Here is a 26018-nt window from a genome sequence, read left to right on the forward strand (position 1 = left end):
ATATGACTAAAGCCATCAGTATGGACACGCTGCTTTCCACTTGGGTCGATTGCCCGAGCTTGTCGTCCATTCTTGTTTCTGAATTAGAGCTCGACAGCCGACGAGTTCAGTCTGGAACAACCTTTGTAGCTCTCATTGGCCATGTTGTGGATGGACGTAAATTTATCCCAACCGCGATTGAGCAAGGTGCGAATGCGGTGATTGCTCAAGCTTGTGAGCAAAAAGTGCATGGCACGATTGAGATTGTTGATGATGTTCCAGTGATTTACCTTGATGCGTTGGATAAGTGCCTATCTGAAATTGCGGGTCATTTGTATACCTACCCGACGATGGATTTGATTGGTGTCACTGGTACCAACGGCAAAACCACCATCACTCAGCTTATTGCTCAATGGATTGATTTGGTCGGTTCAAAAGCAGCGGTCATGGGTACGACAGGGAATGGCTTTCTAGATAATCTACAAGAAGCCGCGAATACCACGGGTAATGCGGTTGAAATCCAAAAGACATTGTCGTCTTTAGCGGAACAAAAAGCACAATACACAGCGCTTGAAGTGTCTTCCCACGGTTTGATTCAAGGCCGCGTTAAAGCGCTGTCTTTTGCTGCTGGCGTGTTTACTAACCTGAGTCGTGATCATCTCGATTACCATGGCACAATGGAAGAATACGCCAACGCTAAGTTAACCCTGTTTACTGAGCATCAATGTGGTCACGCTGTTATCAATGTCGATGATACGGTGGGAGCGTTGTGGGCAAAACAACTGACTAACGCGCTTGCTGTATCTCTCAAACCAAACACTGAATTTCCTCAAAGCGTATATGCAAACCACATCGCTTATGCTGAATCTGGTATCACGATTGAGTTTGATGGCAAATTTGGTGAAGGTACTTTGCATGCACCACTTATCGGTGAGTTCAATGCGGCGAACCTGATGTTGGCATTCACAACGTTACTTAGTCTCGGTTTTAGCAAGCAAGATTTGCTGGCAACAGCAGGTCAATTGCAACCCGTTCTTGGTCGTATGGAACTGTTCCAAGCTGACGACAATGCCAAAGTAGTGGTGGATTACGCTCACACGCCTGATGCGCTAGAAAAAGCCCTGCAAGCATTGCGTGTGCATTGCCAAGGTGAGCTTTGGGCTATTTTCGGTTGTGGTGGTGATCGTGATGCTGGTAAGCGTCCAATGATGGCGGAAATTGCCGAGCGTTTGGGTGACAAAGTGGTACTTACCGATGACAACCCTCGTAGCGAAGATCCAGCGCTGATCATGAAAGACATGTTGGCTGGCCTAACGAAACCAGCTGAGGCGATTGTGCAACATGACCGTTTTAAAGCGTTGTCTTACGCACTTGAGCATGCCTCTTCACAAGACATTATCCTTCTGGCGGGTAAAGGCCATGAGGACTACCAAATTTTAAATTCTGGAACCATCCATTACTCTGACCGCGAGTCAGCCATGACACTATTGGGGCTTTCATCATGATCACAGTAACGCTTTCTCAAATTGCCGATATCACTGGCGGTGAACTGGTTGGCAATGACCTCTCTATTGAATCTGTTTCGACCGACACTCGAGCTATCGAACAAGGCGCTCTGTTTGTTGCTTTGGTTGGAGAGCGTTTTGACGCTCACGATTTCTGCCAACAAGCGGTTGAATCGGGAGCGGGTGCGTTATTGGTACAAAAAACGCTTAATGTGAATGTGCCTCAAGTCGTTGTTGCCGATAGTAAGGTAGCATTAGGTCAAGTGGCAGCTTGGATTCACCAAGCATGCCAAACGCCGACGGTCGCGATCACTGGTAGCTGCGGCAAAACCACCGTGAAAGAGATGGTTGCCAGTATTTTGCAGCTAAAAGGCAAAGTGCTATTTACTGCAGGTAACTTCAACAATGACATCGGCGTGCCACTGACGTTGCTGCGCTCCCAACAAGACGATGACTACGCAGTGATTGAGCTGGGTGCGAACCATGTTGGTGAAATTGAATACACGACTCAACTGGTTAAGCCTGACATCGCGATGGTAAACAACGTGGCGGCAGCGCACCTAGAAGGGTTTGGTTCTATTGATGGCGTGAAACAAGCTAAAGGTGAAATCTACCAAGGGCTAGCTGCTGGTGGTATTGCGATTGTTAACCTAGACAGCAATGGTGAAGCCAAGTGGGAGCAAGTGTTAGCTGATAAGAAAGTCATCACTTTTTCACAAAATAATACTGACGCAGATTTCTACGCTTCTAACATCGTGTTGAACGCCGCAGGCGAAGCAAGCTTTGACTTACATATCGCAGCAACTTCACAAGAAATTGAACTGTCTCTGGGTATTATTGGTCAACACAACGTGGCGAATGCGATTGCTGCTTCTATCATCGCGTTGCAATTTGGCGCAACCTTGGAAGAGGTTCGAACGGGCCTGAAGCACTTAAACAAGGTTAAAGGCCGTGTTGAAGTGGAAGAGCTTAGTGATAACGTCAAATTGATTGATGATAGCTACAACGCGAGCGTTCCAGCTATGAAAGCGGCAGTTGATCTTCTGTCGGCTTTTCAGGGACAACGTTGGTTGATTTTAGGCAATATGGCGGAGTTGGGTGAGGAAAGTCTTGCACTTCATCGTCAAGTCGGGGAACATGCTGCCCCACAAAAATTTGAACATGTTCTCACGTATGGTGCAGATGCGAAGGTTATTAGCGAGCTTTGCGATGGCATCCATTTCGAGACACATCAAGAGATGATTGACTACATCAAGCAGCATCTAGACCAAGCGGGTCCTGAACACCACACAATGCTGGTGAAAGGCGCGAACGGTGCACGTATGTTTGAAGTCGCTGCTGCTTTGAAGGAGTATTATTAATGATTATTTGGCTTGCCGAGCTGCTACAGCCATACCTATCTTTTTTCCGATTGTTTGAATACCTGTCTTTTCGAGCAATCCTCAGCGTACTTACCGCTCTAGGTCTCTCTCTATGGATGGGACCTATCATGATCAAGCGTCTACAGATGCTCCAAATTGGTCAGGTTGTTCGTAACGAAGGTCCAGAATCCCACTTTAGCAAACGTGGTACCCCAACAATGGGCGGTATCATGATTTTGGCTGCTATCTCTATCACTATTCTTTTATGGACTGACTTATCGAACCCATACGTATGGGCGGTACTGACGGTGCTGCTTGGTTATGGTGCTATCGGCTTTGTCGATGATTATCGTAAGGTCGTGCGTAAGAACACTGACGGTTTGATTGCTCGTTGGAAGTACTTTTGGCAATCGTTAATTGCGTTTGTAGTGGCGTTTGCGTTGTACGCTTACGGCAAAGACACTGCCGCAACTCAACTTGTTGTGCCGTTCTTTAAAGACATCATGCCGCAACTTGGCTTGATGTACATTGTACTGACTTACTTCGTTATTGTCGGCACCAGTAATGCGGTGAACTTGACCGATGGCCTGGATGGCCTAGCGATTATGCCAACGGTATTAGTTTCAGCTGGTTTTGCGGCTATTGCTTGGGCGACGGGCAACGTCAACTTTGCTAATTACCTACATATTCCATACATTCCGCAAGCGTCGGAGCTAGTGGTCGTTTGTACCGCAATAGTGGGCGCAGGACTTGGTTTCCTATGGTTCAACACTTACCCAGCACAAGTGTTTATGGGTGATGTGGGCTCACTCGCCTTAGGTGGTGCGCTTGGTACCATTGCCGTGTTGGTTCGTCAGGAGTTTGTTTTAGTGATTATGGGGGGTGTTTTTGTAATGGAAACGCTTTCTGTAATCTTACAGGTCGGTTCCTATAAGTTGCGTGGTCAACGTATTTTCCGTATGGCACCAATTCACCATCATTACGAGCTAAAAGGTTGGCCTGAACCACGAGTGATCGTTCGTTTCTGGATCATCTCTATTGTGCTTGTTCTTGTCGGTTTAGCGACGCTTAAAGTTCGATAAGGAAGTTCACACCATGACCACGGATCGTTGGCAAGGTATTGAGAAAGTCGTTGTTGTAGGGCTCGGTATCACCGGGCTCTCTGTCGTTAAGTACTTAACCTCATTGCAGAAAACGCTAGATGTTCGCGTTATCGATACGCGTGAAAACCCACCAGGCAGTGAAGCCTTACCACAGGGGATTGCTCTACATAGTGGAAGTTGGAATCTGAACTGGTTACTTGAAGCTGATCTGGTTGTGACTAATCCCGGAATTGCTTTAGCGACGCCCGAAATTCAGCAGGTGCTCGCCAAGAGTATCCCTGTTGTTGGCGATATTGAGCTGTTTGCGTGGCAAGTCGATAAACCAGTGATCGCCATTACTGGCTCAAATGGTAAGAGTACCGTCACAGATTGGACGGGGCAGGTTGCTAAAGCGGCCGGTCTTACAGTCGGTGTTGGCGGCAACATTGGTGTGCCTGCGTTAGATCTTCTTGCGTTGGATGCGGACTTATATGTTCTAGAACTGTCCAGCTTCCAGTTAGAAACGACGCGCTCATTAGCGCCAAAAGCGGCGGCGTTTTTGAATCTATCTGAAGACCATATGGATCGTTACCAAGGTATGGAAGATTATCGCCAAGCGAAGTTGCGCATCTTTGAGCATGCTGAAGCTTGTGTGGTCAATGCTGACGATAAACAAACCTACCCAGACCATGATGGGCATAACCTGATCGAGTTTAGTCTGGTTGAGCCAACCCAGTTTGCCGTTACTGCGCAGCATGGTATCGAGTATATTTCAGTCAATGGCACGCTTATTTGTCCTACATCGGAACTCTCACTTGTTGGTCGTCATAATGTTGCCAACGCATTAGTGGTATTAGCCTTGTTAGCGCAAGTCGGCGTTGATATCGAAAAAGGCTTAGCTGCGTTGAAATCTTACCGCGGTTTGACACATCGCTGCCAAGTGGTTGCCGATAATCGTGGTGTTAAGTGGGTCAATGATTCGAAAGCGACGAATGTCGCCAGCACTATGGCAGCCTTGGCGGGTCTTGAGCTGGAAGGCACCCTGTATCTTTTAGTGGGTGGTGTCGGTAAAGGTGCTGATTTCTCTCAGTTAGAACCGATACTCAAGCCTTTGAAGCTGCAATTGTGCTGTTTTGGTGAGGACGGTGACCAGTTTATGCCGCTCCACCCAAGCGCTCAGCGTTTTGACGATATGGAAGAGATCATTCAGTGGTTAGCACCCAATGTGATTGCCGGAGATATGGTATTACTTTCTCCAGCCTGTGCCAGCTTTGACCAGTTCAGTAATTTTATGGCTCGTGGAGATTCATTCACCGAGCTAGCGAAAGCTTACGCATAAATAACGTAGGGAACTATGCAAATTCGAAACGTTTTTGGCAGCATCAAACGTTGGGTGACTACATCGTCACCCGAAGCCCTGTATGACCGACAGTTAGTATGGATCTCTTTGGGGTTGATGCTGACTGGGTTGGTGATGGTGACCTCTGCTTCGTTTCCAATCAGTTCTCGGTTAACTGACCAACCTTTTCACTTTATGTTTCGCCACGCTATTTTTTTGGTGCTGGCCATCTCCACCTCGGCCGTTATCCTTCAAGTCCCGATCAAGCGTTGGTTAGAGTTCAGTACTTGGCTTTTGTTGCTTTCAATCGGACTACTCATCGTCGTGCTCGTTGCGGGTAAATCGGTGAACGGTGCTTCGCGATGGATTCCATTAGGCTTGTTTAACTTACAGCCAGCAGAAGTCGCCAAACTGTCGTTGTTCATCTTCATGTCTGGTTATTTAGTGCGAAAGAGTGAAGAAGTTCGGTCCAGCTTTTTCGGCGGTTTTATCAAGCCGATTATTGTCTTTGCAACGCTGGCGAGTTTACTGTTGCTCCAGCCTGACTTAGGGACCGTCATCGTGATGTTGGTTACTCTGTTTGGTATGTTGTTTATTGCTGGAGCCAAGCTGACTCAGTTTCTCGCTTTAATGGTCGTAGGCTTGGTTGCGGTTGCAACGCTTATCTATATCGAACCTTACCGCATGCGCCGTGTTACCTCTTTCATGGATCCGTGGGATGACCCATTTGGTAGTGGATATCAGTTAACTCAATCTTTGATGGCATTTGGCCGTGGCGAGTGGTTCGGCCAAGGGTTAGGCAACTCAATTCAAAAATTGGAATATCTACCAGAAGCGCATACTGACTTTGTCTTCGCCGTGCTAGCCGAAGAGTTAGGTTATGTGGGGGTTGTACTGGTATTGATGCTGATTTTTAGTTTGGTGTTAAAAGCGATTTATATTGGTCGTAAGGCATTTGAAAACAACCAACTCTTTGGTGGCTATTTAGCATTTGGTATCGGGATTTGGTTTGCTTTCCAAACTCTAGTCAACGTCGGTGCTGCTGCGGGTATGGTACCCACCAAAGGTTTGACGTTACCTCTGATCAGTTATGGTGGTTCGAGTTTGATCGTCATGGCTGTTGCCGTTTCCATTTTACTGCGTATCGATCATGAGTGCCGATTGGGTAGTGCAGAAACACAAGAACAAAAGTTAAATACAGATGAAAACGAATAAAAGATTAATGGTTATGGCTGGCGGGACAGGTGGCCATGTTTTCCCGGGACTTGCCGTAGCGAAAAAGCTTCAGTCGCAAGGTTGGGATATTCGCTGGTTGGGTACTGCTGATCGTATGGAAGCGGATTTGGTGCCGAAACACGGTATCGAGATCGATTTTATCAAAGTAAAAGGTCTACGCGGTCAAGGCATTGGCCGATTAATTGCCGCACCATTGCAGATTATCAATGCTGTGTTTCAGGCGAGAGCTCATATGAAGCGTTGGAAGCCAGATGCAGTTCTTGGTATGGGTGGCTACGTAAGTGGACCGGGCGGAATCGCCGCATGGTCACTTGGTATCCCTGTTGTTTTGCATGAACAAAACGCAGTCGCGGGCCTGACAAATCAATGGCTATCTAAGATAGCTCGTCAGGTTTTTCAGGCTTTCCCAGGGGCTTTCCCAGCGGCTCCAGTTGTTGGTAACCCTGTGCGTGAAGATGTGGTGGCCATTGACCCGCCAACTAGCCGGATGGGTCAGCGTGATGGTGATATCAGAATTTTGGTTATGGGAGGCAGCCAAGGTGCTCAGATCCTTAACCGAACGTTACCTGAAGTGATGGCTAAGCTTGGCAGTGGCTATCAGATTCGCCACCAGGCTGGTAAAAACAACCAGCAGGAAGTAGCGCAAGCATACGCCGAGCATCAAGTCGAGAGCGCGGAAGTGGTCGAGTTTATCGATGATGTATCCGCGGCTTATCAATGGGCCGATCTACTTGTGTGTCGCTCAGGTGCGCTGACCGTATCTGAAGTATCCGCTGCGGGTGTCGGGGCTATCTTTATCCCGTTTATGCATAAAGATAGACAGCAGGCCTTGAATGCTGACCATTTGGTAGAGTGTGGCGCAGCAAAAATGATTGAGCAGCGTGACCTCACCGTAGAGAAACTTGCGAACGAAATTCAACAGCTAGATCGCGCGGCTTTGCTTGATATGGCAAAGAAAGCACGAGACGCTGCTAAGTTAGATGCAGATAGTGTGGTCTCTGAAGCCATTATTGCACTGACGAAATAACGAGAAAGAATCATGACAGTTAAACATACTCAAGATTTGGCTCAGATTAGAGCTATGGTGCCAGAGATGCGCCGCGTAAAATGCATTCACTTCATCGGTATTGGTGGTGCAGGTATGAGCGGTATTGCCGAAGTATTACTGAATGAAGGATATCAAATTTCTGGATCAGACATTGCGGCTAATGTGACGACAGAACGTCTGATTAAGAAAGGCGCGACAGTATTTATTGGCCATGCAAAAGAAAATGTTTCAGAGGCGAGTGTTGTCGTTGTTTCAACTGCCATCAATGAAGAAAACCCAGAGATAATAGCGGCGCGCGCAGCACGTATTCCGGTCGTTCGTCGTGCTGAAATGCTTGCTGAGTTAATGCGCTTCCGCCACGGCATTGCGGTTGCTGGTACACATGGTAAAACCACAACCACTGCACTTGTCACACAAATTTACTCAGAAGCTGGCTTAGATCCAACGTTCGTTAATGGCGGTCTTGTTAAGAGTGTCGGAACTAATGCTCGTCTCGGTTCGAGCCGTATCTTAATTGCAGAAGCGGATGAAAGTGATGCTTCATTCCTACACCTTCAGCCAATGGTCAGCATTGTCACCAATATCGAAGCTGATCATATGGATACCTATGGTGGTGATTTTGAGACTCTAAAGCAGACATTTATCGATTTTCTTCACAACCTTCCATTTTACGGTCAAGCGATCGTATGTATTGATGATCCTGTGGTACGAGAATTGGTTCCAATCATTAGCCGTCAGGTGATCACCTATGGTTTCTCTGAGGATGCGGATGTACGCATTACTCATTACCGACAAGAAGGGCAACAAGGCAAATTCACCGTTATTCGCCATGGCAAACCGGATTTAGATATTACTCTCAATATTCCTGGTAGGCACAACGCACTGAATGCGTCTGCGGCAATCGCGGTTGCTACTGAGGATGACATCAGTGATGAGGCCATTCTAAAAGCCATGGCCGGAACTCAAGGTACAGGACGCCGATTTGAACACCTTGGTGAGTTCAATACCGGTAATGGTCAGGCCATGCTGGTCGATGATTATGGACATCATCCAACGGAAGTTGATGTGACCATTCAAGCTGCACGCAATGGTTGGCAGGATAAACGTCTCGTTATGATTTTTCAGCCTCACCGTTATAGCCGAACACGAGATCTTTACGATGATTTCGCCAATGTACTCGAACAAGTTGATGTTCTGATCATGTTGGATGTTTATTCTGCAGGTGAGAAACCTATCTCGGGAGCCGATGGACGCTCTTTATGTAGGACTATTCGTAGTCGCGGTAAGATTGATCCGATTTTTGTTCCAGATAGCAAGGCGTTACCTTCAGTTCTCGCTAATGTTTTACAAGATGGTGACTTAGTACTAACTCAAGGTGCGGGTGATGTTGGTAAGGTAGCGAAACAGCTCGAAGCTCTTGAGTTAAATATCGATAAGATGTCTCAAGCTTGATTTAAACATTGAATTTTGACTAATTGCGTCACTTATTCGGTTTTAAGTGGCGATTTCTTAACATCAGTGTTTGATACTTTCTATGACGCCAGTATAATCCGAAGGTTAAAGTAAGTGCTTTTGCCTCTATATACGAATTGAGATAGGGAAAATAAGCGAGCTAATTGGCAAGGACTATGGACTTTGATTAAAAGTGCTTTTAATGAAGGCCGTCGTTTAACCTCTAAACCACTAGTTAAAGAACACGCTCTAGGTGGCGCATTCTTGCTGGTGGTATTGTTGTTAATAGGCTCTCTCCTTTACTCTACGATCTCTTGGATGTGGGATGACCAGCGTCTTCCGCTATCTAAAATCGTGCTCCAGGGTGAATTACATTACGTTTCAGCCGCTGATGTACAGCGAGCATTTGCTCAGCTTGATCATGTTGGAACGTTTATGTCGCAGGATATTAACGTGCTACAAAATATGGCCGAGTCTATCCCCTGGGTATCACATGCCTCAATTCGTAAACAATGGCCTGACACGGTTAAAGTCTTTCTTACTGAGTTTCATGCAGAGGCTATCTGGAATGGCAATGCACTACTCAATGAAGATGGGCAAGTTTTCGACGGTGACATAGCCAAATTGGATGAAGAGCGAGTAAAACTTTATGGACCGCAAAACAGTAGCGAAGAAGTGTTGCGAGTGTGGCGTGAGATCAGTCCAAAGTTTCAGTCACTTAACTTAACGATTACTTCCTTGGTGTTGAATGAACGCCGAGCTTGGCAGATTATCCTAGATAACGGAATTCGCCTCGAGCTAGGCAAAGAGTCACTACAGGAACGGATAGAGCGCTTTGTTTCGCTTTATCAGAATTTGGGTAGCGATGCTCAGCGAGTAAGCTACATCGACCTCAGGTATGATACGGGAGCCTCAATTGGATGGTTCCCAGAACAAGAGTTAGAGCAAGAGAATACAGATGACTAAGACCGCTGATGACAGCATTATTGTTGGTCTTGATATAGGCACTGCAACCGTATCGGCTCTCGTGGGTGAAGTATTGCCTGACGGTCAAATCAATATTATTGGCGCAGGCAGCAGTCCTTCCCGCGGGATGGATAAAGGTGGCGTGAATGACCTTGAATCGGTTGTAAAATCGGTTCAGCGAGCGGTCGATCAAGCAGAGCTGATGGCAGAATGCGATATCACGAATGTGTTTATCTCCCTTTCAGGGCGTCACATTGCTAGCCGAATTGAGAAAGGCATGGGAACCATTTCGGATGAAGAGGTCTCTCAAGAAGATATGGATCGTGCGATTCATACTGCCAAATCAATTAAGATTGGTGACGAACAGCGCATTCTGCACGTTATCCCTCAAGAATTTACGATTGACTATCAAGAAGGGATAAAAAATCCGCTAGGTTTATCAGGAGTGCGCATGGAAGTTAGCGTGCACCTGATCTCTTGTCACAATGATATGGCGAGAAATATCATAAAAGCAGTCGAGCGTTGTGGACTCAAAGTTGAGCATCTGGTTTATTCAGGGTTAGCAGCAAGTAATGCTGTGATCACTGAAGATGAACGAGAGCTTGGTGTTTGTGTTGTAGACATCGGTGCTGGTACGATGGATGTATCCATTTGGACTGGCGGCGCATTGCGTCATACCGAAGTGTTTTCATACGCTGGCAATGCAGTGACAAGTGATATCGCTTTTGCCTTCGGTACCCCAGTTAGTGATGCTGAAGAAATTAAAGTGAAATATGGCTGTGCTCTAAGTGAGTTAGTCAGTAAAGATGATACAGTTAACGTTCCAAGTGTAGGCGGACGCCCATCACGCAGTTTACAAAGACAGACTTTGTCTGAAGTGATTGAGCCTCGTTATACTGAGTTGATGGGACTGGTTAACCAAACTATCGATACCGTACAAGAAAAACTGCGCGAAGAAGGGATTAAACATCACCTAGCCGCAGGAGTGGTGCTCACAGGAGGAGCGTCACAGATTGAAGGTTTGGTAGAATGTGCGGAACGTGTATTCCGCAACCAAGTTAGAGTCGGCAAACCCTTAGAGGTGAGTGGCTTAACTGATTACGTTAAAGAGCCGTATCATTCTACGGCAGTTGGTTTACTTCATTACGCAAGAGATGCACGAGTAAATGATGATACTGAGTATAACGAGCCCTCTCGTGCCTCTGTAACGGGTTTATTTGGTCGTTTGCGTAATTGGATACAAAAAGAGTTTTAACCTGAGCAGCAGGAAAAACGGAGATAACACATGTTTGAACCGATGATGGAAATGTCTGACGATGCAGTAATTAAAGTCGTTGGGGTTGGTGGCGGTGGCGGTAACGCCGTTGAACACATGGTACGTGAATCCATCGAAGGTGTTGAGTTTATTAGTATTAATACTGATGCTCAGGCACTTCGTAAAACCAGCGTGAATAGCGTTATTCAGATTGGTGGTGATATCACAAAAGGACTTGGCGCAGGTGCAAACCCACAAGTTGGGCGTGACGCAGCTCTCGAAGATCGTGATCGAATTAAAGAAGAGCTGAGTGGTGCCGATATGGTATTTATCGCAGCTGGTATGGGTGGTGGTACTGGTACAGGTGCAGCCCCAGTAATTGCAGAAGTAGCAAGAGAGCTCAATATCTTGACTGTTGCTGTAGTGACTAAGCCATTTAGCTTTGAAGGCAAGAAACGCCTAGCGTTTGCTGAACAAGGTATTGAAGAGCTTTCTAAACATGTGGATTCATTAATCACGATTCCTAATGAAAAGCTTCTCAAAGTACTTGGTCGTGGTATTACACTACTTGAAGCCTTTGCGAGTGCTAACGATGTATTGAAGAATGCAGTACAGGGTATTGCAGAGCTGATTACTCGTCCTGGCATGATTAACGTCGACTTTGCTGACGTACGTACAGTTATGTCGGAAATGGGTCATGCGATGATGGGTAGCGGTGTTGCAAAAGGTGAAGACCGTGCAGAAGAAGCGGCTGAAATGGCGATTTCAAGCCCGCTGCTTGAAGATATCGATCTTGCTGGCGCACGTGGTGTACTTGTGAACATCACTGCGGGTCTAGATATGCGTCTAGACGAGTTTGAAACTGTAGGTAATACAGTAAAAGCTTTCGCATCAGATAACGCTACGGTTGTTATTGGTACTTCACTTGATCCTGATATGGCAGATGAAATTCGTGTAACAGTTGTTGCTACGGGTATTGGTAACGAGAAGAAACCTGACATCACGCTAGTTGCGGGCGGTAAGGCGAAAGTTGCGCCAGTTGCTCAGCCACAGACTCAACCACAAGCGGTGACATCTCAGCATGCAACCGTCAATAAAGTGGAAGAGAAAACGGCATCAACTTTGCAGGACAAGCCACAGGTAACTCCTCAGCCAACGACATCTGCGTCGTCTGGTTCGAGTGCAAGCCAAAGTGCAGCGCCGAAAGCGGACAAAGAAAGCGGCTACTTAGATATTCCAGCCTTCTTACGTCGTCAAGCTGACTAATACAATCGCAATTTGACACTGTTCAATTTTGTGGTAGCATGCACGGTCAATATCACCATTGACCGTGATTTGTAGCATTTTTACTGAGGCAAAGTAGATGATCAGACAACGTACTCTGAAAGAAATAGTGAAAACAACTGGTGTGGGTCTCCACTCTGGTCGTAAAGTCACACTTACTCTTCGCCCAGCAGCTGCAAATACAGGCATTATTTACCGCCGTACCGATGTAAATCCACCGGTTGATTTTCCTGCGGATCCAGAATCTGTGCGCGATACAATGCTATGTACAGCGCTGGTGAATGATCAAGGTGTACGTATCTCTACAGTAGAGCACTTAAATGCGGCTCTTGCTGGTATGGGCATTGACAACATCGTTGTTGAAGTCGATGCGCCAGAAATTCCAATTATGGATGGCAGTGCGAGCCCGTTCGTATTCTTGTTGCAACAGGCTGGTATTGAAGAGCAAAACGCGGCGAAACGCTTTATTCGCATTAAAAAGCCAGTACGCTTTGAAGATGGCGATAAGTGGGCTGAGTTTGTTCCTTTCAATGGCTTCCGCATGGATTTCGAAATTGAGTTTAATCACCCAGCGATTGATGCAGATGAGCAACACTTGTTGTTTGACTTCTCTTCTCAAGGCTTCGTGAAAGAAATCTCTCGTGCACGTACGTTTGGTTTCATGCGCGATATTGAATACCTTCAATCACAGAACCTAGTTCTAGGTGGTAGCTTCGATAACGCTATCGTGCTTGATGAGTACCGTATCTTGAATGAAGAAGGCCTTCGTTTCGAAAATGAGTTTGTGACGCATAAAGTTCTTGATGCAATTGGTGATCTTTACATGTGTGGTCATCCAATTATTGGTGAGTTCCGTGCGTTCAAATCAGGCCATGGTCTAAACAACCAGCTACTTCGTTCAGTACTTGCTGATCAAGAAGCGTGGGAGTGGGTGACTTTCGAAGAAGAATCAACGTCTCCGGTAGCATTTGCCGAGCCAAATGTAGTATTGGCATAAGTAGATTGAATTAAAAAAGCCAGACGAGAGTCTGGCTTTTTTATGCCTACAATAAAACTAATCTTTGTTAGCAAGCTTCGCTAAGCTTTCCAAACGAGCCTTAACTTTAGGTGATGCACCACTGGCAATCATTTCTAAGTACTGAGCGGCTGTTTCAGAAATAGGGTCGCGAGGCTTAGAGCTCTCTTTTTTCTCTTCACGACTTCGATAAAGATCTGGGTTGATCTGTACCGTTACACCAATGAGGCGAGCAAAACCTTTTGCTCGTAATTGATTAAGGATATGCAAACGCTCATAGTCGATCTTCATTTTGATCGCTGCACTGGCCACTTCGAGGATCAGTTGATTATCGCGAATGTTTGCCACCCGGCAATGATCTTCCGCGCCTCTGGGCAGAATTACCTTTAATTCTTTGTTGATCGTCATGATCTCTTTTGCGTGCTGTTGGAGCTGCGAAAGTCGTGAATCGGCAATGATCTCGTCACCTAACGTCGGGCGATGGTCTCTCATAATGAGCCTCAAGTTCCATAGTCAGCCCTATTTTAGTCAAAGGATTGGTACGAAGATAGGGCAGATAACGAATAAACTTCCATCATATAACGTCAAAAAATAAAGAATGCTTCAAACAAATCACCTTGTTATTGGTTGTCGGAGGCAAAATTTCATAAACTATGCGCCACTTATAGTGATATAAGCCTTGAAATCTAGAGTTCTCATCTCAATATCTGAGTTACGTGATTTATCTCAGTATTCTTAGTAAAAAACTGTTAGAGACTGAAGGCATTGAAATAGATCGGGCCCGATCTAAATAAAGAGAGATTCATAGCAAATGATAACTAAGCTACTGACAAAGGTAATTGGCAGTCGCAATGACAGAACACTGCGACGCCTGAGAAAAATTGTAAAAGAGATTAATAATTACGAACCAACGTTTGAAGCTCTATCTGACGAAGAGTTAAAAGCTAAAACGGTTGAGTTCCGTCAGCGTTTAGAACAGGGTGAAACGTTAGATAAATTACTACCAGAAGCTTTTGCAACGGTACGTGAAGCATCTAAGCGTGTTTATGGCATGCGCCATTTCGACGTTCAGCTTATCGGTGGTATGGTACTGAACGCAGGCCAAATCGCAGAAATGCGTACAGGTGAAGGTAAAACATTAACAGCAACCTTGCCTGCCTACTTAAATGCCCTTCCAGGTAAAGGTGTCCACGTTGTTACGGTGAATGACTATCTAGCCAAACGTGATGCAGAAACAAACCGTCCTTTATTTGAATTCCTAGGTATGACTGTTGGTGTGAACGTGCCTAACATGGCGCCACCAGAGAAGAAGCAAGCTTATCTAGCCGATATTCTGTACGGCACAAACAACGAATTTGGTTTCGACTACTTACGCGATAATATGGCTTTCCGTGCCGAAGACCGCGTACAGCGTGAACGCTTCTTTGCTGTTGTCGATGAGGTGGACTCGATTCTGATTGATGAAGCGCGTACGCCGCTGATCATTTCAGGCCCTGCTGAAGATAGCTCAGAGCTCTACACTCGCATTAATACCCTGATCCCACATCTACAAAAACAAGATAAAGAAGATTCAGAAGAGTACCGCGGTGACGGTCACTACACTGTAGATGAGAAGTCTAAGCAAGTTCACTTGACTGAAACGGGTCAAGAATTTGTTGAAGAGCTAATGATTAAAAATGGACTGATGGAAGAGGGTGACACACTTTATTCACCAACCAATATCAGTCTACTACATCATGTGAATGCCGCTCTGCGCGCTCACGTATTGTTTGAGAAAAACGTCGATTACATCGTTACCGAAGATGGTGAAGTGGTTATTGTTGACGAACACACTGGCCGTACAATGCCGGGACGTCGTTGGTCAGAAGGGCTACACCAAGCGGTAGAAGCAAAAGAAGGCGTGAAGATCCAGAATGAAAACCAGACTCTGGCATCGATCACTTTCCAGAACTATTTCCGTCTATACGAAAAACTGTCAGGTATGACAGGTACCGCAGATACAGAAGCGTTCGAATTCCAGTCTATCTATGGTCTTGAAACGGTTGTTATTCCAACCAACAAGCCAATGATTCGTAACGATATGCCAGATGTGGTTTATCGTACCGAAGCTGAAAAATTCAACGCGATCATCGAAGACATTAAAGAACGTGTTGAGAAAGGTCAGCCATCTCTAGTGGGTACGGTTTCGATTGAAAAATCTGAGCTTCTTTCTAATGCATTGAAGAAAGCCAAAATCAAGCACAATGTTCTTAACGCCAAGTTCCACGAGCGAGAAGCAGAGATCGTTGCAGAAGCAGGTATTCCTGGCGCGGTCACTATCGCTACTAACATGGCTGGTCGTGGTACCGACATCGTGTTGGGTGGTAGCTGGCAAGCGAAAGTGGAGGCATTGCAAAATCCTTCACAAGAGCAGATTGATGCAATTAAAGCTGAATGGAAAGTGGTTCACGACCAAGTTCTGCAAGCGGGTGGTTTGCATATTATTGGTACAGAGCGTCATGAATCTCGCCGTATCGACAACCAGTTACGTGGTCGTTCTGGTCGTCAAGGTGATGCAGGTTCTTCTCGTTTCTACCTATCGATGGAAGACTCACTGCTGCGTATCTTCACCTCTGATCGTATGGCAAGCCTGATCCAAAGTGGTATGGATGAGGGTGAAGCGATTGAATCTAAGATGTTATCTCGTTCGATCGAGAAAGCTCAGCGTAAAGTAGAAGGTCGTAACTTCGATATTCGTAAGCAGTTGCTCGAATACGATGACGTGGCGAATGACCAGCGTAAGGTTGTTTACGAACTTCGCGATGAACTGATGAATGTTGAAGACATCAGCGAAATGATCGAACAAAACCGCGTTGATGTTCTGTCTGCAACGATTGATGAGTACATCCCACCACAATCTCTGGAAGATATGTGGGATATTGAAGGCCTTCAAGAGCGTCTTAAAAATGACTTTGACCTCAATGCCCCAATCAAACAGTGGCTTGAGGAAGATGACAAGCTATACGAAGAAGCATTGCGCGAGAAGATCCTAGATACCGCGGTAGCCGTTTACAAACAGAAAGAAGAAGTGGTCGGTGCGCAAGTACTCCGTAACTTTGAAAAATCTGTCATGCTACAAACGCTAGATACATTGTGGAAAGAACACCTAGCTGCGATGGATCACCTTCGTCAAGGTATTCACTTACGTGGTTATGCACAGAAGAACCCTAAGCAAGAATACAAACGTGAGTCATTTGAACTGTTTGAAGGTCTTCTTGATTCTCTAAAAGCTGACGTGATCACGATTCTTTCTAAGGTCCGCGTTCAACAGCAGGAAGAAGTAGAACGTATGGAAGCTCAGCGTCTTGCTCAAGCTGAAGAAGCGGCTCGACGTGCGCAAGCTCAACATGCGTCTGCTGATAATCAGTTGTCTGATAGTGATGAATCGCAAGGTGCTCACCAACCGGTCGTTCGTGATGAACGTAAAGTGGGACGTAACGAACCATGCCCATGTGGTAGTGGTAAAAAATACAAGCAGTGCCACGGACAAATAAACTAATGTCTTGGCTGAGGACAGCGTCGGCAGTGCCTATTTACTCACGTAAACTCCGCATTGCCTGGTTGTCCTTAACGCGTGCTGCTATGGAAAATTGATAATATAAAGAGTCGCGTTTGCGGCTCTTTTTGTATCTAATGGTTGTAATTAGAACAGTCTGCCCCGTTGCAGGGTATGGCAACCAAAGTAATTAGGAAGTCAGATGAAAAGAATCCATATTGTCGCGGGTATTATTTTTAACCTCGATAAATCACAGGTATTCATTACAAAACGTCCAGATGACAAGCATAAAGGGGGCTTCTGGGAGTTTCCTGGCGGTAAAGTTGAGCAAGGTGAAACCATTGAACAGGCCATGATTCGAGAGCTTGAAGAAGAAATTGGTATTACGACTACCGAGCAGCAACCTTTTGAACACTTGGAGTTTGATTATCCAGATAAGTCACTCAAATTTGATTTCATGACAGTGACTCAATTTGAAGGTGAACCCTACGGTAAAGAAGGGCAACAGGGTTTGTGGGTTGCGATAGATGAACTTGTTAATTACACCTTTCCTGAAGCCAATGTGCCGATTCTAGAGCGAGTAGTAAAAGAGTTTTGCTAACTTGCACTCTATAGCCGACTAGCCATCGCCTATTAATACTGTTAGTTTTATCCAATTGGCTATAAGAACAACTATTCGAAGAATGGAGAAAATGCAATGGTACGTATTGCAATTGCAGGAGCAGCGGGTCGCATGGGCCGCAATCTAGTTAAAGCGACTTACTTAAACCAGCAAGCTCAAGTGGCAGCTGGCTCAGAACGCCCTGAATCATCATTAGTGGGTGTGGATATCGGCGAATTATGCGGTGAAGGGAAGCTCGACGTTTTTCTGACTGATGACCTAGCAAAAGAGGTTGATAACTTTGATGTGATCATTGACTTTACCGCCCCCGCGAGCACGTTGGCGAATATTGAGCTTTGTAAGCAACACGGAAAGTGCATTGTGATCGGGACAACCGGATTTTCAGATCAAGAACGTGAAATGATTGATCAACATGCTAAAGCGATCCCTGTAGTAATGGCGCCAAATTACTCGGTTGGCGTTAACCTAGTATTTAAACTTCTAGAGAAAGCCGCCAAAGTAATGGGTGATTACTGCGATATCGAAATTGTAGAAGCTCACCACAGACATAAAGTTGATGCTCCTTCAGGGACTGCTATTGGTATGGGCGAAGCGATTGCTGAAGCTATGGGCAATAAGCTCAATGACGTCGCCGTATACGCACGTGAGGGTATTACGGGTGAACGTACAAAAGATGAAATCGGCTTCGCAACCATTCGTGCAGGCGACATCATTGGCGAACATACCGCTATGTTTGCTGATATTGGTGAGCGTGTTGAGATTACACACAAGGCGACCGATAGAATGACGTTTGCCAACGGTGCTGTGAAAGCCGCGGTGTGGCTAAAAGAGAAGCCAGCCGGTTTTTATACAATGACAGATGTACTTGGGCTCAATGAACTCTAATTTGGGGTGAATGGGTCTATACGCTCAAATCATTAAAGCAATATTAAATAATTATGCGCTGGGTTGTCCCGGCGCTTTTTGTATCTGCCCATAGTTAGGGGCTGCTATACCCTTTATTAAAGCGCAGTGACTAGTTAAGTTTAGTTGTATTTTTGGCGATTATTGCCACTTATTGGTATTAAATGCTTAAAAGTGATAGTTAACTTTGGTGGTGCAACGTTTGCGTAAATCACGGCTAAAAAAGTGTGATCTGAAATCTGTTATGGTTAGTGAGATTCATCGTATTTTCATGAACACGATTGCTAATCGCGAGTAAACTTGTTTTTTTGGGGGTCTAAAACCATTTTTTGTTTTAACTGCTTTAAATAGTAAATTTATTTTCATGTCTATGTTGACACGAACCGCAAGCGTCTTTAGAATACCGCCAATTTGTCTAAAATACCTATTTGCGCTTTTTTATTGCGCCAAGGAAGGCAAATTTGCAGTTAAATTTATTATTTTTGCATTTTTATTCTGGAGGTTGTCTTGAGTAAATCAGCACTGTTAGTCCTAGAAGATGGGACAGTGTTCCGCGGTGTTTCCATTGGAGCAGATGGTTTATCCGTTGGTGAAGTTGTTTTTAATACCTCGATGACGGGGTACCAAGAAATCCTCACTGATCCTTCCTATTCCCAACAGATCGTCACCCTTACTTATCCTCACATTGGCAATACCGGTACTAATACCGAAGACGAAGAATCTTCTTCAATCCACGCACAAGGCCTTGTGATTCGCGATCTTCCTCTTATCGCTTCTAACTTCCGTAACCAACAATCCCTTTCTGACTACCTTAAATCGCAAAATATCGTCGGCATTGCTGATATCGATACGCGTAAACTTACTCGTATTTTGCGTGAAAAAGGTGCACAGAACGGTTGTATCGTCGCTGGTAACAACTTAGACGAGGCTCTAGCTCTTGCTAAAGCGAAAGAATTCCCTGGCCTAAAAGGTATGGACCTTGCGAAAGAAGTTACAACAAAAGAAGCGTACCAATGGAAACAGGGCTCGTGGACGCTTGAGGGTGGACTTCCTGAAGCGCAAGACGATAGCGAGCTGCCATATCATGTTGTTGCCTACGACTTCGGTGCAAAACGCAACATCCTGCGTATGCTTGTTGACCGAGGCTGCCGCCTAACCGTTGTGCCTGCTGAAACTTCAGCGGAAGAAGTCTTAGCTCTGAATCCAGATGGCGTATTCTTATCGAACGGCCCTGGCGATCCAGAACCATGTACTTACGCAATTGAAGCGACAAAAGTATTCCTAGAAAAAGGTTTGCCAGTCTTTGGTATCTGTCTTGGCCACCAAATCCTAGCACTAGCTTCTGGTGCGAAGACTGTGAAGATGAAGTTCGGTCACCATGGTGCTAACCACCCAGTTAAAGACCTAGACCGCAATGTTGTGATGATTACTTCTCAGAACCACGGTTTTGCGGCGGATGAAGCAACGCTACCTGAGAACTTGCGTGCAACTCACGTGTCACTATTTGATGGCTCTCTTCAAGGTATCCACCGTACGGATAAGCCAGCATTTAGCTTTCAAGGTCACCCTGAAGCAAGCCCAGGTCCACATGACGCGGCTCCGCTATTTGACCACTTTATCGAACTAATCAAACAACACAGCGCTTAATTCGGAGTAGTAGAGAATGCCAAAACGTACTGACATAAAAAGTATTCTAATTCTAGGTGCAGGCCCGATTGTTATCGGTCAGGCATGTGAGTTTGACTACTCTGGTGCTCAAGCATGTAAAGCACTGCGTGAAGAGGGTTACCGAGTAATTCTTGTTAACTCGAACCCAGCAACCATCATGACTGACCCAGACATGGCGGATGCCACTTACATTGAACCAATTCAATGGGAAGTCGTGCGTAAGATCATCGAAAAAGAGCGTCCAGATGCGGTTCTTCCAACGATGGGTGGTCAGACAGCGCTTAACTGTGCACTAGACCTAGAGAAGCACGGCGTCCTTGCCGAATTCGGTGTAGAGATGATTGGTGCAACGGCTGACGCTATCGATAAAGCAGAAGACCGTTCTCGTTTCGATAAAGCGATGAAGTCTATCGGCCTTGAGTGTCCACGTGCTGATACGGCGAAAACAATGGAACAAGCTTACGCTGTTCTGGATATGGTTGGCTTCCCTTGTATTATTCGTCCTTCATTCACTATGGGTGGTACCGGTGGTGGTATCGCGTATAACAAAGAAGAGTTCGAAGAGATCTGTCGTCGTGGTCTTGACCTTTCTCCAACAAACGAACTGCTAATCGATGAATCTCTAATCGGTTGGAAAGAGTACGAGATGGAAGTGGTTCGTGATAAAGCGGACAACTGTATCATCGTATGTTCTATCGAGAACTTCGACCCAATGGGTATTCACACGGGTGACTCAATTACAGTTGCTCCAGCTCAAACGTTGACCGACAAAGAATACCAACTGATGCGTAACGCATCTCTAGCGGTACTGCGCGAAATTGGTGTTGAAACAGGTGGTTCTAACGTACAGTTTGGTATCAACCCGAAAGATGGCCGTATGGTTATCATCGAGATGAACCCTCGTGTATCTCGCTCTTCTGCTCTAGCTTCTAAAGCAACAGGTTTCCCAATCGCGAAGATTGCAGCGAAACTGGCTGTTGGTTTTACGCTTGATGAGCTACAAAATGACATCACGGGTGGTGCAACTCCTGCATCATTCGAACCAACTATCGACTATGTAGTAACAAAGATTCCTCGTTTTAACTTCGAGAAATTCGCAGGTGCTAACGATCGTCTAACAACTCAGATGAAGTCCGTTGGTGAGGTTATGGCGATTGGTCGTAACCAACAAGAATCTCTACAAAAAGCACTTCGTGGTCTAGAAGTTGGTGCAAATGGTTTTGACGAGATGGTTGACCTAGATGCGCCAGACGCACTAACAACTATTCGCCATGAGCTGAAAGAAGCCGGTGCCGAGCGTATTTGGTACATCGCTGATGCATTCCGTGCTGGTATGTCAGTCGATGGCGTATTCAACCTAACGCAAATTGACCGTTGGTTCCTTGTTCAAATTGAAGAACTTGTTAGCCTAGAAAACCAAGTTAAAGCGGGTGGCTTTGCTGGTCTAACGGAAGATGTTCTGCGTAAGATGAAGCGCAAAGGTTTCTCTGATGCTCGTCTATCTTCAATCCTAGGTGTATCGGAAAGCGAAATCCGTCGTCTGCGTGACCAGTATGATATTCATCCGGTATACAAACGTGTTGATACGTGTGCGGCTGAATTTTCATCTGATACGGCTTACATGTACTCATCTTACGATGACGAATGTGAAGCTCAACCGACAGATAGAGATAAGATCATGGTTCTTGGCGGAGGTCCAAACCGTATCGGCCAAGGTATTGAATTTGACTACTGTTGTGTTCACGCATCACTTGCTCTACGTGAAGATGGTTACGAAACTATCATGGTCAACTGTAACCCAGAGACAGTTTCTACCGATTACGATACGTCTGACCGTCTGTACTTCGAACCTGTAACACTGGAAGATGTACTTTCAATCGTGCGTGTTGAGAAGCCAAAAGGCGTTATCGTTCAGTACGGTGGTCAGACTCCACTTAAACTGGCTCGTGCGCTTGAAGCCGCGGGTGTACCAATCATTGGTACTAGCCCAGATGCAATCGACCGTGCCGAAGATCGTGAGCGTTTCCAAGCAGCAGTTGAGCGTTTAGGCCTGTTACAGCCAGAAAACGCGACCGTAACCACTATGGAACAAGCGGTTGAGAAGTCGAAAGAAATTGGCTTCCCACTTGTTGTACGTCCTTCCTATGTACTTGGTGGTCGTGCGATGGAAATCGTATACGATGAGCAAGACCTACGTCGTTACTTCAATGAAGCGGTTAGCGTATCGAACGAGTCGCCAGTTCTTCTTGACCGTTTCCTAGATGATGCAACGGAAGTTGATATCGATGCTATCTGTGACGGTGAGCGTGTGGTTATCGGCGGTATCATGGAGCATATCGAGCAAGCGGGTGTTCACTCAGGTGACTCGGCATGTTCACTTCCTGCTTACACGCTAAGCCAAGAAATCCAAGACAAGATGCGCGAGCAAGTTGAGAAGCTAGCCTTCGAACTTGGTGTACGTGGTCTAATGAACACTCAGTTCGCAGTGAAAGATAACGAAGTTTACCTAATTGAAGTCAACCCACGTGCTGCACGTACGGTTCCATTTGTATCGAAAGCAACAGGTGCACCACTAGCGAAAATTGCTGCGCGTGTTATGGCGGGTCAATCTCTTGAGTCTCAGGGCTTCACTAAAGAGATCATCCCACCATACTACTCAGTGAAAGAAGTTGTACTACCATTCAACAAATTCCCAGGTGTTGACCCACTGTTAGGCCCTGAAATGCGCTCTACTGGTGAAGTGATGGGTGTCGGTGCAACGTTTGCTGAAGCTTACGCTAAAGCAGAACTTGGTTGTGGCGCGGTTTACCCAGAAGGTGGTCGTGCGCTACTGTCTGTTCGTGAAGGCGATAAACAGCGTGTAGTGGACCTTGCTTCTAAACTAACTAAGCTTGGTTACCAACTAGATGCAACGCATGGTACAGCGGTAATTCTAGGTGAAGCGGGCATTAACCCTCGTCTAGTGAACAAGGTACACGAAGGTCGTCCACACATTCTTGACCGTATCAAGAACAATGAGTACACCTATATCGTCAACACGGCTTCTGGTCGTCAAGCGATTGAGGATTCTAAAGTACTACGTCGTGGCGCACTGGCAGAGAAAGTAAACTACACAACGACGCTAAACGCAGCTTTTGCTGTGTGTATGGCACACACTGCAGACGCGAAAACGTCGGTAACTTCAGTTCAAGAGCTGCACGCAAGAGTCGCGGCGAACGAAGCGAAATAAAAATCAGTAGGCTCGCAACAGAGCTTATATGACAACCTCATTGCCCGCTCATTTGAGCGGGCTTTTTTATCTCGATATTGTTGAAAATATGGAATGGGTTGTAGTCGAATCTTTCTCTAAGTGAATTGTTAACTTGATGATATTTTGATTAACAGATAGCTGATAACCAATTGATTGAGAATGGAACTAACACTCGAAATTCTGACGATTCTTTTCATCGCAGCGACCACTGCTGGCTTTATTGACGCAATGGCTGGAGGCGGTGGTTTAATTACGCTGCCTGCACTTCTTGCTGCTGGTGTTCCGCCTACGCAAGCGCTGGCAACCAACAAACTTCAAAGTTCGTTTGGCAGCTTTTCCGCAAGCTGGTATTTCGTGCGTAATAGCTTAGTGAGCATTAAAGAAATGCGTTTGGCGATAGCATGTACGTTTATCGGTTCAGCCGTTGGTGCTGAGGCGGTGCAATATATCGACGCAGGCGTCTTAACAAGCCTAATACCGATTTTGCTGGTTGCTATCTCACTCTACTTTCTTCTTACCCCAAAAACCAAGCAGTATTCAGGGCAGGCAAAGATCTCTGAAGCCATGTTCGCCTTTTCCGTTGGCGGAGGCGTGGGATTCTATGATGGATTTTTTGGTCCGGGAACTGGTTCTATCTTTACCGTTTGTTTTGTGGCTTTAGGTCACTTTTCGCTGGTGGATGCGACCGCTCGAACCAAGGTACTTAACTTCACATCTAATATCGCCGCATTACTATTTTTTGTTCTCGCTGGCTTGCCTGTTTGGGAGATCGGTTTAGTCATGGCAGTAGGAGGATTTATCGGAGCACAACTAGGCGCAAAGGTCGTGGTGACTAAAGGGCAAAAGTGGATCCGCCCTCTGGTGATTACCATGTCTATGCTAATGGCACTGAAGCTGCTTTGGGAACAGCATCAGCAATGGTTGTTATCAATGTTCTGATCCTTGGGTTTTGATAAGAAGACGTTCGACAACAAATATGAATCGGGCGGTATAGAGAGCTCAATTGTTCGAAATGAGAACAGTATTTGGGCTCAATTTTCATCGCCTTGATCACCGAGATTGGTACTAAAGCTGGCGCTATTCCTTGCATTGCTAGTTGAGCTGCGGCTGAATAGGAGTCCATCTGCATGATCGGCTTGATATTAAGACGGGTTAAAATATCGAGTTGGTAACTGTTCGCTGGATTATTCAGATCATTGGTAATGATCGTATTGGGTAGGGCGGCAAGCTTTTGATCCGATACGATATAGAAGGCTTCATCAATCAAGTGAAACTGCATAAGATTGTTCTGCTTGGAAAGATGACCGGCACATACACCAATGTGTGCTTTACCGGATTGAACGTGTTCAACGATTCTTGGTGTGTGATTAGTGGTTAGAGTCAGATAGGGATCAATTTGAAAGTAGTCCGCGATAACCGTCGATAAATAGCCTGCAACCAAGGTTTCCGAGCAATCGAGTTTTAAAATGCTTTGATCCGCCATGACCTGTTGATCATTGATCAGTCCCTGTAGCTCGTTAAAAGCGGGCCCAATACTATTGATAAGATTGAGGGCATCCTGAGTGAGTTGAACATTTCGTCCATCTGGCACGATCAGCTTTTTACCGAGCTTGCTTTCTAAATTGGCAATACGTTTACTGACGGCCGATTGGCTAATGTAGAGCAGACTGCCAGTGCGGCTCATGGTTTTCGCTTTGCTTAAAACGAGTAAGGTTTCGATACCTTCTAATAGCATCTTGTCAATTCTGTAGCGGAAGAATAGGGTTAATGTATCTTACACTCGTGTGGCTAAGATAGAGCAAACATAAAAAAGGCGCTCAATGAGCGCCTTTTCGAGTTCATAAACTGAGATTATAGAGACTCAGTAAAAGTACGTGCGATTACGTCACGTTGCTGTTCAACTGTTAGTGAGTTAAAACGAACTGCGTAGCCAGAAACGCGGATAGTCAATTGTGGGTACTTTTCTGGGTGAGCAACAGCATCTTCAAGAGTTTCACGCTTAAGAACGTTAACGTTTAGGTGTTGACCACCTTCGATGCGTGGTGCTGTTTCGATAGCAACTTCGCGGCTTTCGTACTCGCCAAGTTCGTTGATCGCAACAACTTGATCTGCTTCAAAGCCTGCGTTTGCTGCAACACAGCGTGCTTCGTTTTTCTCGCTGTCTAGTAGCCAGATTGAGTTAAGTAGATCGTCGTTTGCTGCTTTAGTGATTTGAATACCTTGGATCATTACTATCTCCTAGTCCACTTAGTGGTTAATTGGTGTTAACTTTCGAATTTTGTTGAGCTACGTATTATATAGCCAATATCCACTATGATAGTATTGATTTATGTCAAATAACAACCAAAAACATTAAATAAATGAAGGTTGTTTTATTGTTCTAAATCAATAAAATCTTTAAAAACAATGTATTTACAATAAATTTGAATGTATAAAAAATATTTAAATGACCTTTTTGTTGTAAATTTACTACAAAATTAGCTGAAAAATTGAACCTAGTGCACTAAATACCTGTTAA

Annotated in this window: 20 protein-coding genes; 17 read left to right on the forward strand and 3 right to left on the reverse strand. The window is 45.5% G+C overall.

Features of this window, described 5'->3' with window-relative positions; translation table 11 throughout:
• Positions 1 to 2 precede the first annotated feature (2 nt).
• The 11 genes from murE (at position 3) to lpxC (ending at position 13504) form a co-directional block, all read left to right on the forward strand.
• Positions 3 to 1484, forward strand: a complete 1482-nt coding sequence (gene murE, locus ACQEXR_RS02485; RefSeq protein WP_427019699.1) for a UDP-N-acetylmuramoyl-L-alanyl-D-glutamate--2,6-diaminopimelate ligase — start codon at positions 3 to 5, stop codon at positions 1482 to 1484.
• The gene (locus ACQEXR_RS02490) at positions 1481 to 2845 is read left to right on the forward strand and encodes a UDP-N-acetylmuramoyl-tripeptide--D-alanyl-D-alanine ligase (protein WP_427019700.1); all 1365 of its coding nucleotides are present in this window, start codon (positions 1481 to 1483) and stop codon (positions 2843 to 2845) included. The genes murE and ACQEXR_RS02490 overlap by 4 nt, the downstream gene beginning before the upstream one ends.
• Positions 2845 to 3927: a phospho-N-acetylmuramoyl-pentapeptide-transferase gene (gene mraY / locus ACQEXR_RS02495; protein ID WP_427019701.1), complete on the forward strand. Its 1083-nt coding sequence runs from the start codon at positions 2845 to 2847 to the stop codon at positions 3925 to 3927. The genes ACQEXR_RS02490 and mraY overlap by 1 nt, the downstream gene beginning before the upstream one ends.
• A 13-nt stretch (positions 3928 to 3940) precedes the next feature.
• The gene (gene murD, locus ACQEXR_RS02500) at positions 3941 to 5266 is read left to right on the forward strand and encodes a UDP-N-acetylmuramoyl-L-alanine--D-glutamate ligase (protein ID WP_426950753.1); all 1326 of its coding nucleotides are present in this window, start codon (positions 3941 to 3943) and stop codon (positions 5264 to 5266) included.
• A gap of 15 nt (positions 5267 to 5281) precedes the next feature.
• The gene (ftsW, locus tag ACQEXR_RS02505) at positions 5282 to 6481 is read left to right on the forward strand and encodes a cell division protein FtsW (protein ID WP_138972516.1); all 1200 of its coding nucleotides are present in this window, start codon (positions 5282 to 5284) and stop codon (positions 6479 to 6481) included.
• A complete protein-coding gene (murG, locus tag ACQEXR_RS02510; RefSeq protein WP_427019702.1) occupies positions 6468 to 7529 on the forward strand; it encodes an undecaprenyldiphospho-muramoylpentapeptide beta-N-acetylglucosaminyltransferase in 1062 nt (353 codons plus the stop codon). The genes ftsW and murG overlap by 14 nt, the downstream gene beginning before the upstream one ends.
• Positions 7530 to 7541: 12 nt before the next feature.
• Complete coding sequence (murC, locus tag ACQEXR_RS02515) at positions 7542 to 9002, forward strand: UDP-N-acetylmuramate--L-alanine ligase (RefSeq protein ID WP_138972514.1); 1461 nt, start codon at positions 7542 to 7544, stop codon at positions 9000 to 9002.
• Positions 9003 to 9185: 183 nt separating this feature from the next.
• Positions 9186 to 9968 (forward strand): cell division protein FtsQ/DivIB, encoded by a 783-nt coding sequence (locus ACQEXR_RS02520; RefSeq protein WP_331416231.1) that lies wholly within the window; start codon positions 9186 to 9188, stop codon positions 9966 to 9968.
• The gene (gene ftsA, locus ACQEXR_RS02525; RefSeq protein WP_138972512.1) at positions 9961 to 11223 is read left to right on the forward strand and encodes a cell division protein FtsA; all 1263 of its coding nucleotides are present in this window, start codon (positions 9961 to 9963) and stop codon (positions 11221 to 11223) included. Before ACQEXR_RS02520 ends, ftsA begins: the two co-directional genes overlap by 8 nt.
• A gap of 30 nt (positions 11224 to 11253) precedes the next feature.
• Positions 11254 to 12489, forward strand: a complete 1236-nt coding sequence (ftsZ, locus tag ACQEXR_RS02530; protein ID WP_331416232.1) for a cell division protein FtsZ — start codon at positions 11254 to 11256, stop codon at positions 12487 to 12489.
• A gap of 97 nt (positions 12490 to 12586) precedes the next feature.
• Positions 12587 to 13504 carry a UDP-3-O-acyl-N-acetylglucosamine deacetylase gene (gene lpxC / locus ACQEXR_RS02535; RefSeq protein WP_138972510.1) on the forward strand — a complete coding sequence of 306 codons (918 nt, stop codon included), beginning with the start codon at positions 12587 to 12589 and terminating at the stop codon, positions 13502 to 13504.
• A gap of 57 nt (positions 13505 to 13561) precedes the next feature.
• Here the strand turns inward: lpxC and ACQEXR_RS02540 are convergent, their stop codons facing one another.
• Complete coding sequence (locus ACQEXR_RS02540; protein ID WP_331416234.1) at positions 13562 to 14014, reverse strand: DUF721 domain-containing protein; 453 nt, start codon at positions 14012 to 14014, stop codon at positions 13562 to 13564.
• A gap of 319 nt (positions 14015 to 14333) precedes the next feature.
• On the opposite strand from ACQEXR_RS02540, the gene secA reads away from it, so the two are divergent.
• The 6 genes from secA to ACQEXR_RS02570 all read left to right on the forward strand — a co-directional run bounded on the left by secA (position 14334) and on the right by ACQEXR_RS02570 (position 24439).
• Positions 14334 to 17060 (forward strand): preprotein translocase subunit SecA, encoded by a 2727-nt coding sequence (secA, locus tag ACQEXR_RS02545; RefSeq protein WP_331416235.1) that lies wholly within the window; start codon positions 14334 to 14336, stop codon positions 17058 to 17060.
• 199 nt (positions 17061 to 17259) lie between these two features.
• The gene (gene mutT, locus ACQEXR_RS02550) at positions 17260 to 17658 is read left to right on the forward strand and encodes an 8-oxo-dGTP diphosphatase MutT (protein ID WP_426950760.1); all 399 of its coding nucleotides are present in this window, start codon (positions 17260 to 17262) and stop codon (positions 17656 to 17658) included.
• 96 nt (positions 17659 to 17754) lie between these two features.
• A complete protein-coding gene (gene dapB / locus ACQEXR_RS02555) occupies positions 17755 to 18564 on the forward strand; it encodes a 4-hydroxy-tetrahydrodipicolinate reductase (RefSeq protein WP_138972506.1) in 810 nt (269 codons plus the stop codon).
• 525 nt (positions 18565 to 19089) lie between these two features.
• A complete protein-coding gene (gene carA, locus ACQEXR_RS02560; RefSeq protein WP_138972505.1) occupies positions 19090 to 20229 on the forward strand; it encodes a glutamine-hydrolyzing carbamoyl-phosphate synthase small subunit in 1140 nt (379 codons plus the stop codon).
• A 16-nt stretch (positions 20230 to 20245) separates the two neighbouring features.
• Positions 20246 to 23479 carry a carbamoyl-phosphate synthase large subunit gene (gene carB, locus ACQEXR_RS02565; protein WP_138972504.1) on the forward strand — a complete coding sequence of 1078 codons (3234 nt, stop codon included), beginning with the start codon at positions 20246 to 20248 and terminating at the stop codon, positions 23477 to 23479.
• A gap of 180 nt (positions 23480 to 23659) precedes the next feature.
• Positions 23660 to 24439 carry a TSUP family transporter gene (locus ACQEXR_RS02570; RefSeq protein WP_427019703.1) on the forward strand — a complete coding sequence of 260 codons (780 nt, stop codon included), beginning with the start codon at positions 23660 to 23662 and terminating at the stop codon, positions 24437 to 24439.
• On the opposite strand, the gene ACQEXR_RS02575 is transcribed toward ACQEXR_RS02570, so the two are convergent.
• Positions 24375 to 25235, reverse strand: coding sequence for a LysR family transcriptional regulator (locus tag ACQEXR_RS02575; protein WP_138972502.1), 861 nt, complete (start codon positions 25233 to 25235; stop codon positions 24375 to 24377). The genes ACQEXR_RS02570 and ACQEXR_RS02575 overlap by 65 nt on opposite strands.
• A 116-nt stretch (positions 25236 to 25351) precedes the next feature.
• The gene (grcA, locus tag ACQEXR_RS02580) at positions 25352 to 25729 is read right to left on the reverse strand and encodes an autonomous glycyl radical cofactor GrcA (protein WP_138972501.1); all 378 of its coding nucleotides are present in this window, start codon (positions 25727 to 25729) and stop codon (positions 25352 to 25354) included.
• Positions 25730 to 26018: the final 289 nt, after the last annotated feature.

Origin of the sequence: Vibrio sp. TRT 2004 (genome assembly GCF_050113735.1) — a bacterium.
Taxonomy (GTDB): Bacteria; Pseudomonadota; Gammaproteobacteria; order Enterobacterales; family Vibrionaceae; genus Vibrio.

Bases quoted from the DNA above. Each gene is read 5' to 3' on its own strand.
- mraY (WP_427019701.1), top strand. From the start codon at position 2,845: ATGATTATTTGGCTTGCCGAGCTGCTACAGCCATACCTATCTTTTTTC.
- murE (WP_427019699.1), top strand. From the start codon at position 3: ATGACTAAAGCCATCAGTATGGACACGCTGCTTTCCACTTGGGTCGAT.
- dapB (WP_138972506.1), top strand. From the start codon at position 17,755: ATGGTACGTATTGCAATTGCAGGAGCAGCGGGTCGCATGGGCCGCAAT.
- carB (WP_138972504.1), top strand. From the start codon at position 20,246: ATGCCAAAACGTACTGACATAAAAAGTATTCTAATTCTAGGTGCAGGC.
- ftsA (WP_138972512.1), top strand. From the start codon at position 9,961: ATGACTAAGACCGCTGATGACAGCATTATTGTTGGTCTTGATATAGGC.
- lpxC (WP_138972510.1), top strand. From the start codon at position 12,587: ATGATCAGACAACGTACTCTGAAAGAAATAGTGAAAACAACTGGTGTG.
- ACQEXR_RS02540 (WP_331416234.1), bottom strand. From the start codon at position 14,014: ATGAGAGACCATCGCCCGACGTTAGGTGACGAGATCATTGCCGATTCA.
- mutT (WP_426950760.1), top strand. From the start codon at position 17,260: ATGAAAAGAATCCATATTGTCGCGGGTATTATTTTTAACCTCGATAAA.
- ACQEXR_RS02490 (WP_427019700.1), top strand. From the start codon at position 1,481: ATGATCACAGTAACGCTTTCTCAAATTGCCGATATCACTGGCGGTGAA.
- ACQEXR_RS02570 (WP_427019703.1), top strand. From the start codon at position 23,660: ATGGAACTAACACTCGAAATTCTGACGATTCTTTTCATCGCAGCGACC.
- murC (WP_138972514.1), top strand. From the start codon at position 7,542: ATGACAGTTAAACATACTCAAGATTTGGCTCAGATTAGAGCTATGGTG.
- grcA (WP_138972501.1), bottom strand. From the start codon at position 25,729: ATGATCCAAGGTATTCAAATCACTAAAGCAGCAAACGACGATCTACTT.
- ftsW (WP_138972516.1), top strand. From the start codon at position 5,282: ATGCAAATTCGAAACGTTTTTGGCAGCATCAAACGTTGGGTGACTACA.
- murD (WP_426950753.1), top strand. From the start codon at position 3,941: ATGACCACGGATCGTTGGCAAGGTATTGAGAAAGTCGTTGTTGTAGGG.
- ACQEXR_RS02575 (WP_138972502.1), bottom strand. From the start codon at position 25,235: ATGCTATTAGAAGGTATCGAAACCTTACTCGTTTTAAGCAAAGCGAAA.
- murG (WP_427019702.1), top strand. From the start codon at position 6,468: ATGAAAACGAATAAAAGATTAATGGTTATGGCTGGCGGGACAGGTGGC.
- secA (WP_331416235.1), top strand. From the start codon at position 14,334: ATGATAACTAAGCTACTGACAAAGGTAATTGGCAGTCGCAATGACAGA.
- ftsZ (WP_331416232.1), top strand. From the start codon at position 11,254: ATGTTTGAACCGATGATGGAAATGTCTGACGATGCAGTAATTAAAGTC.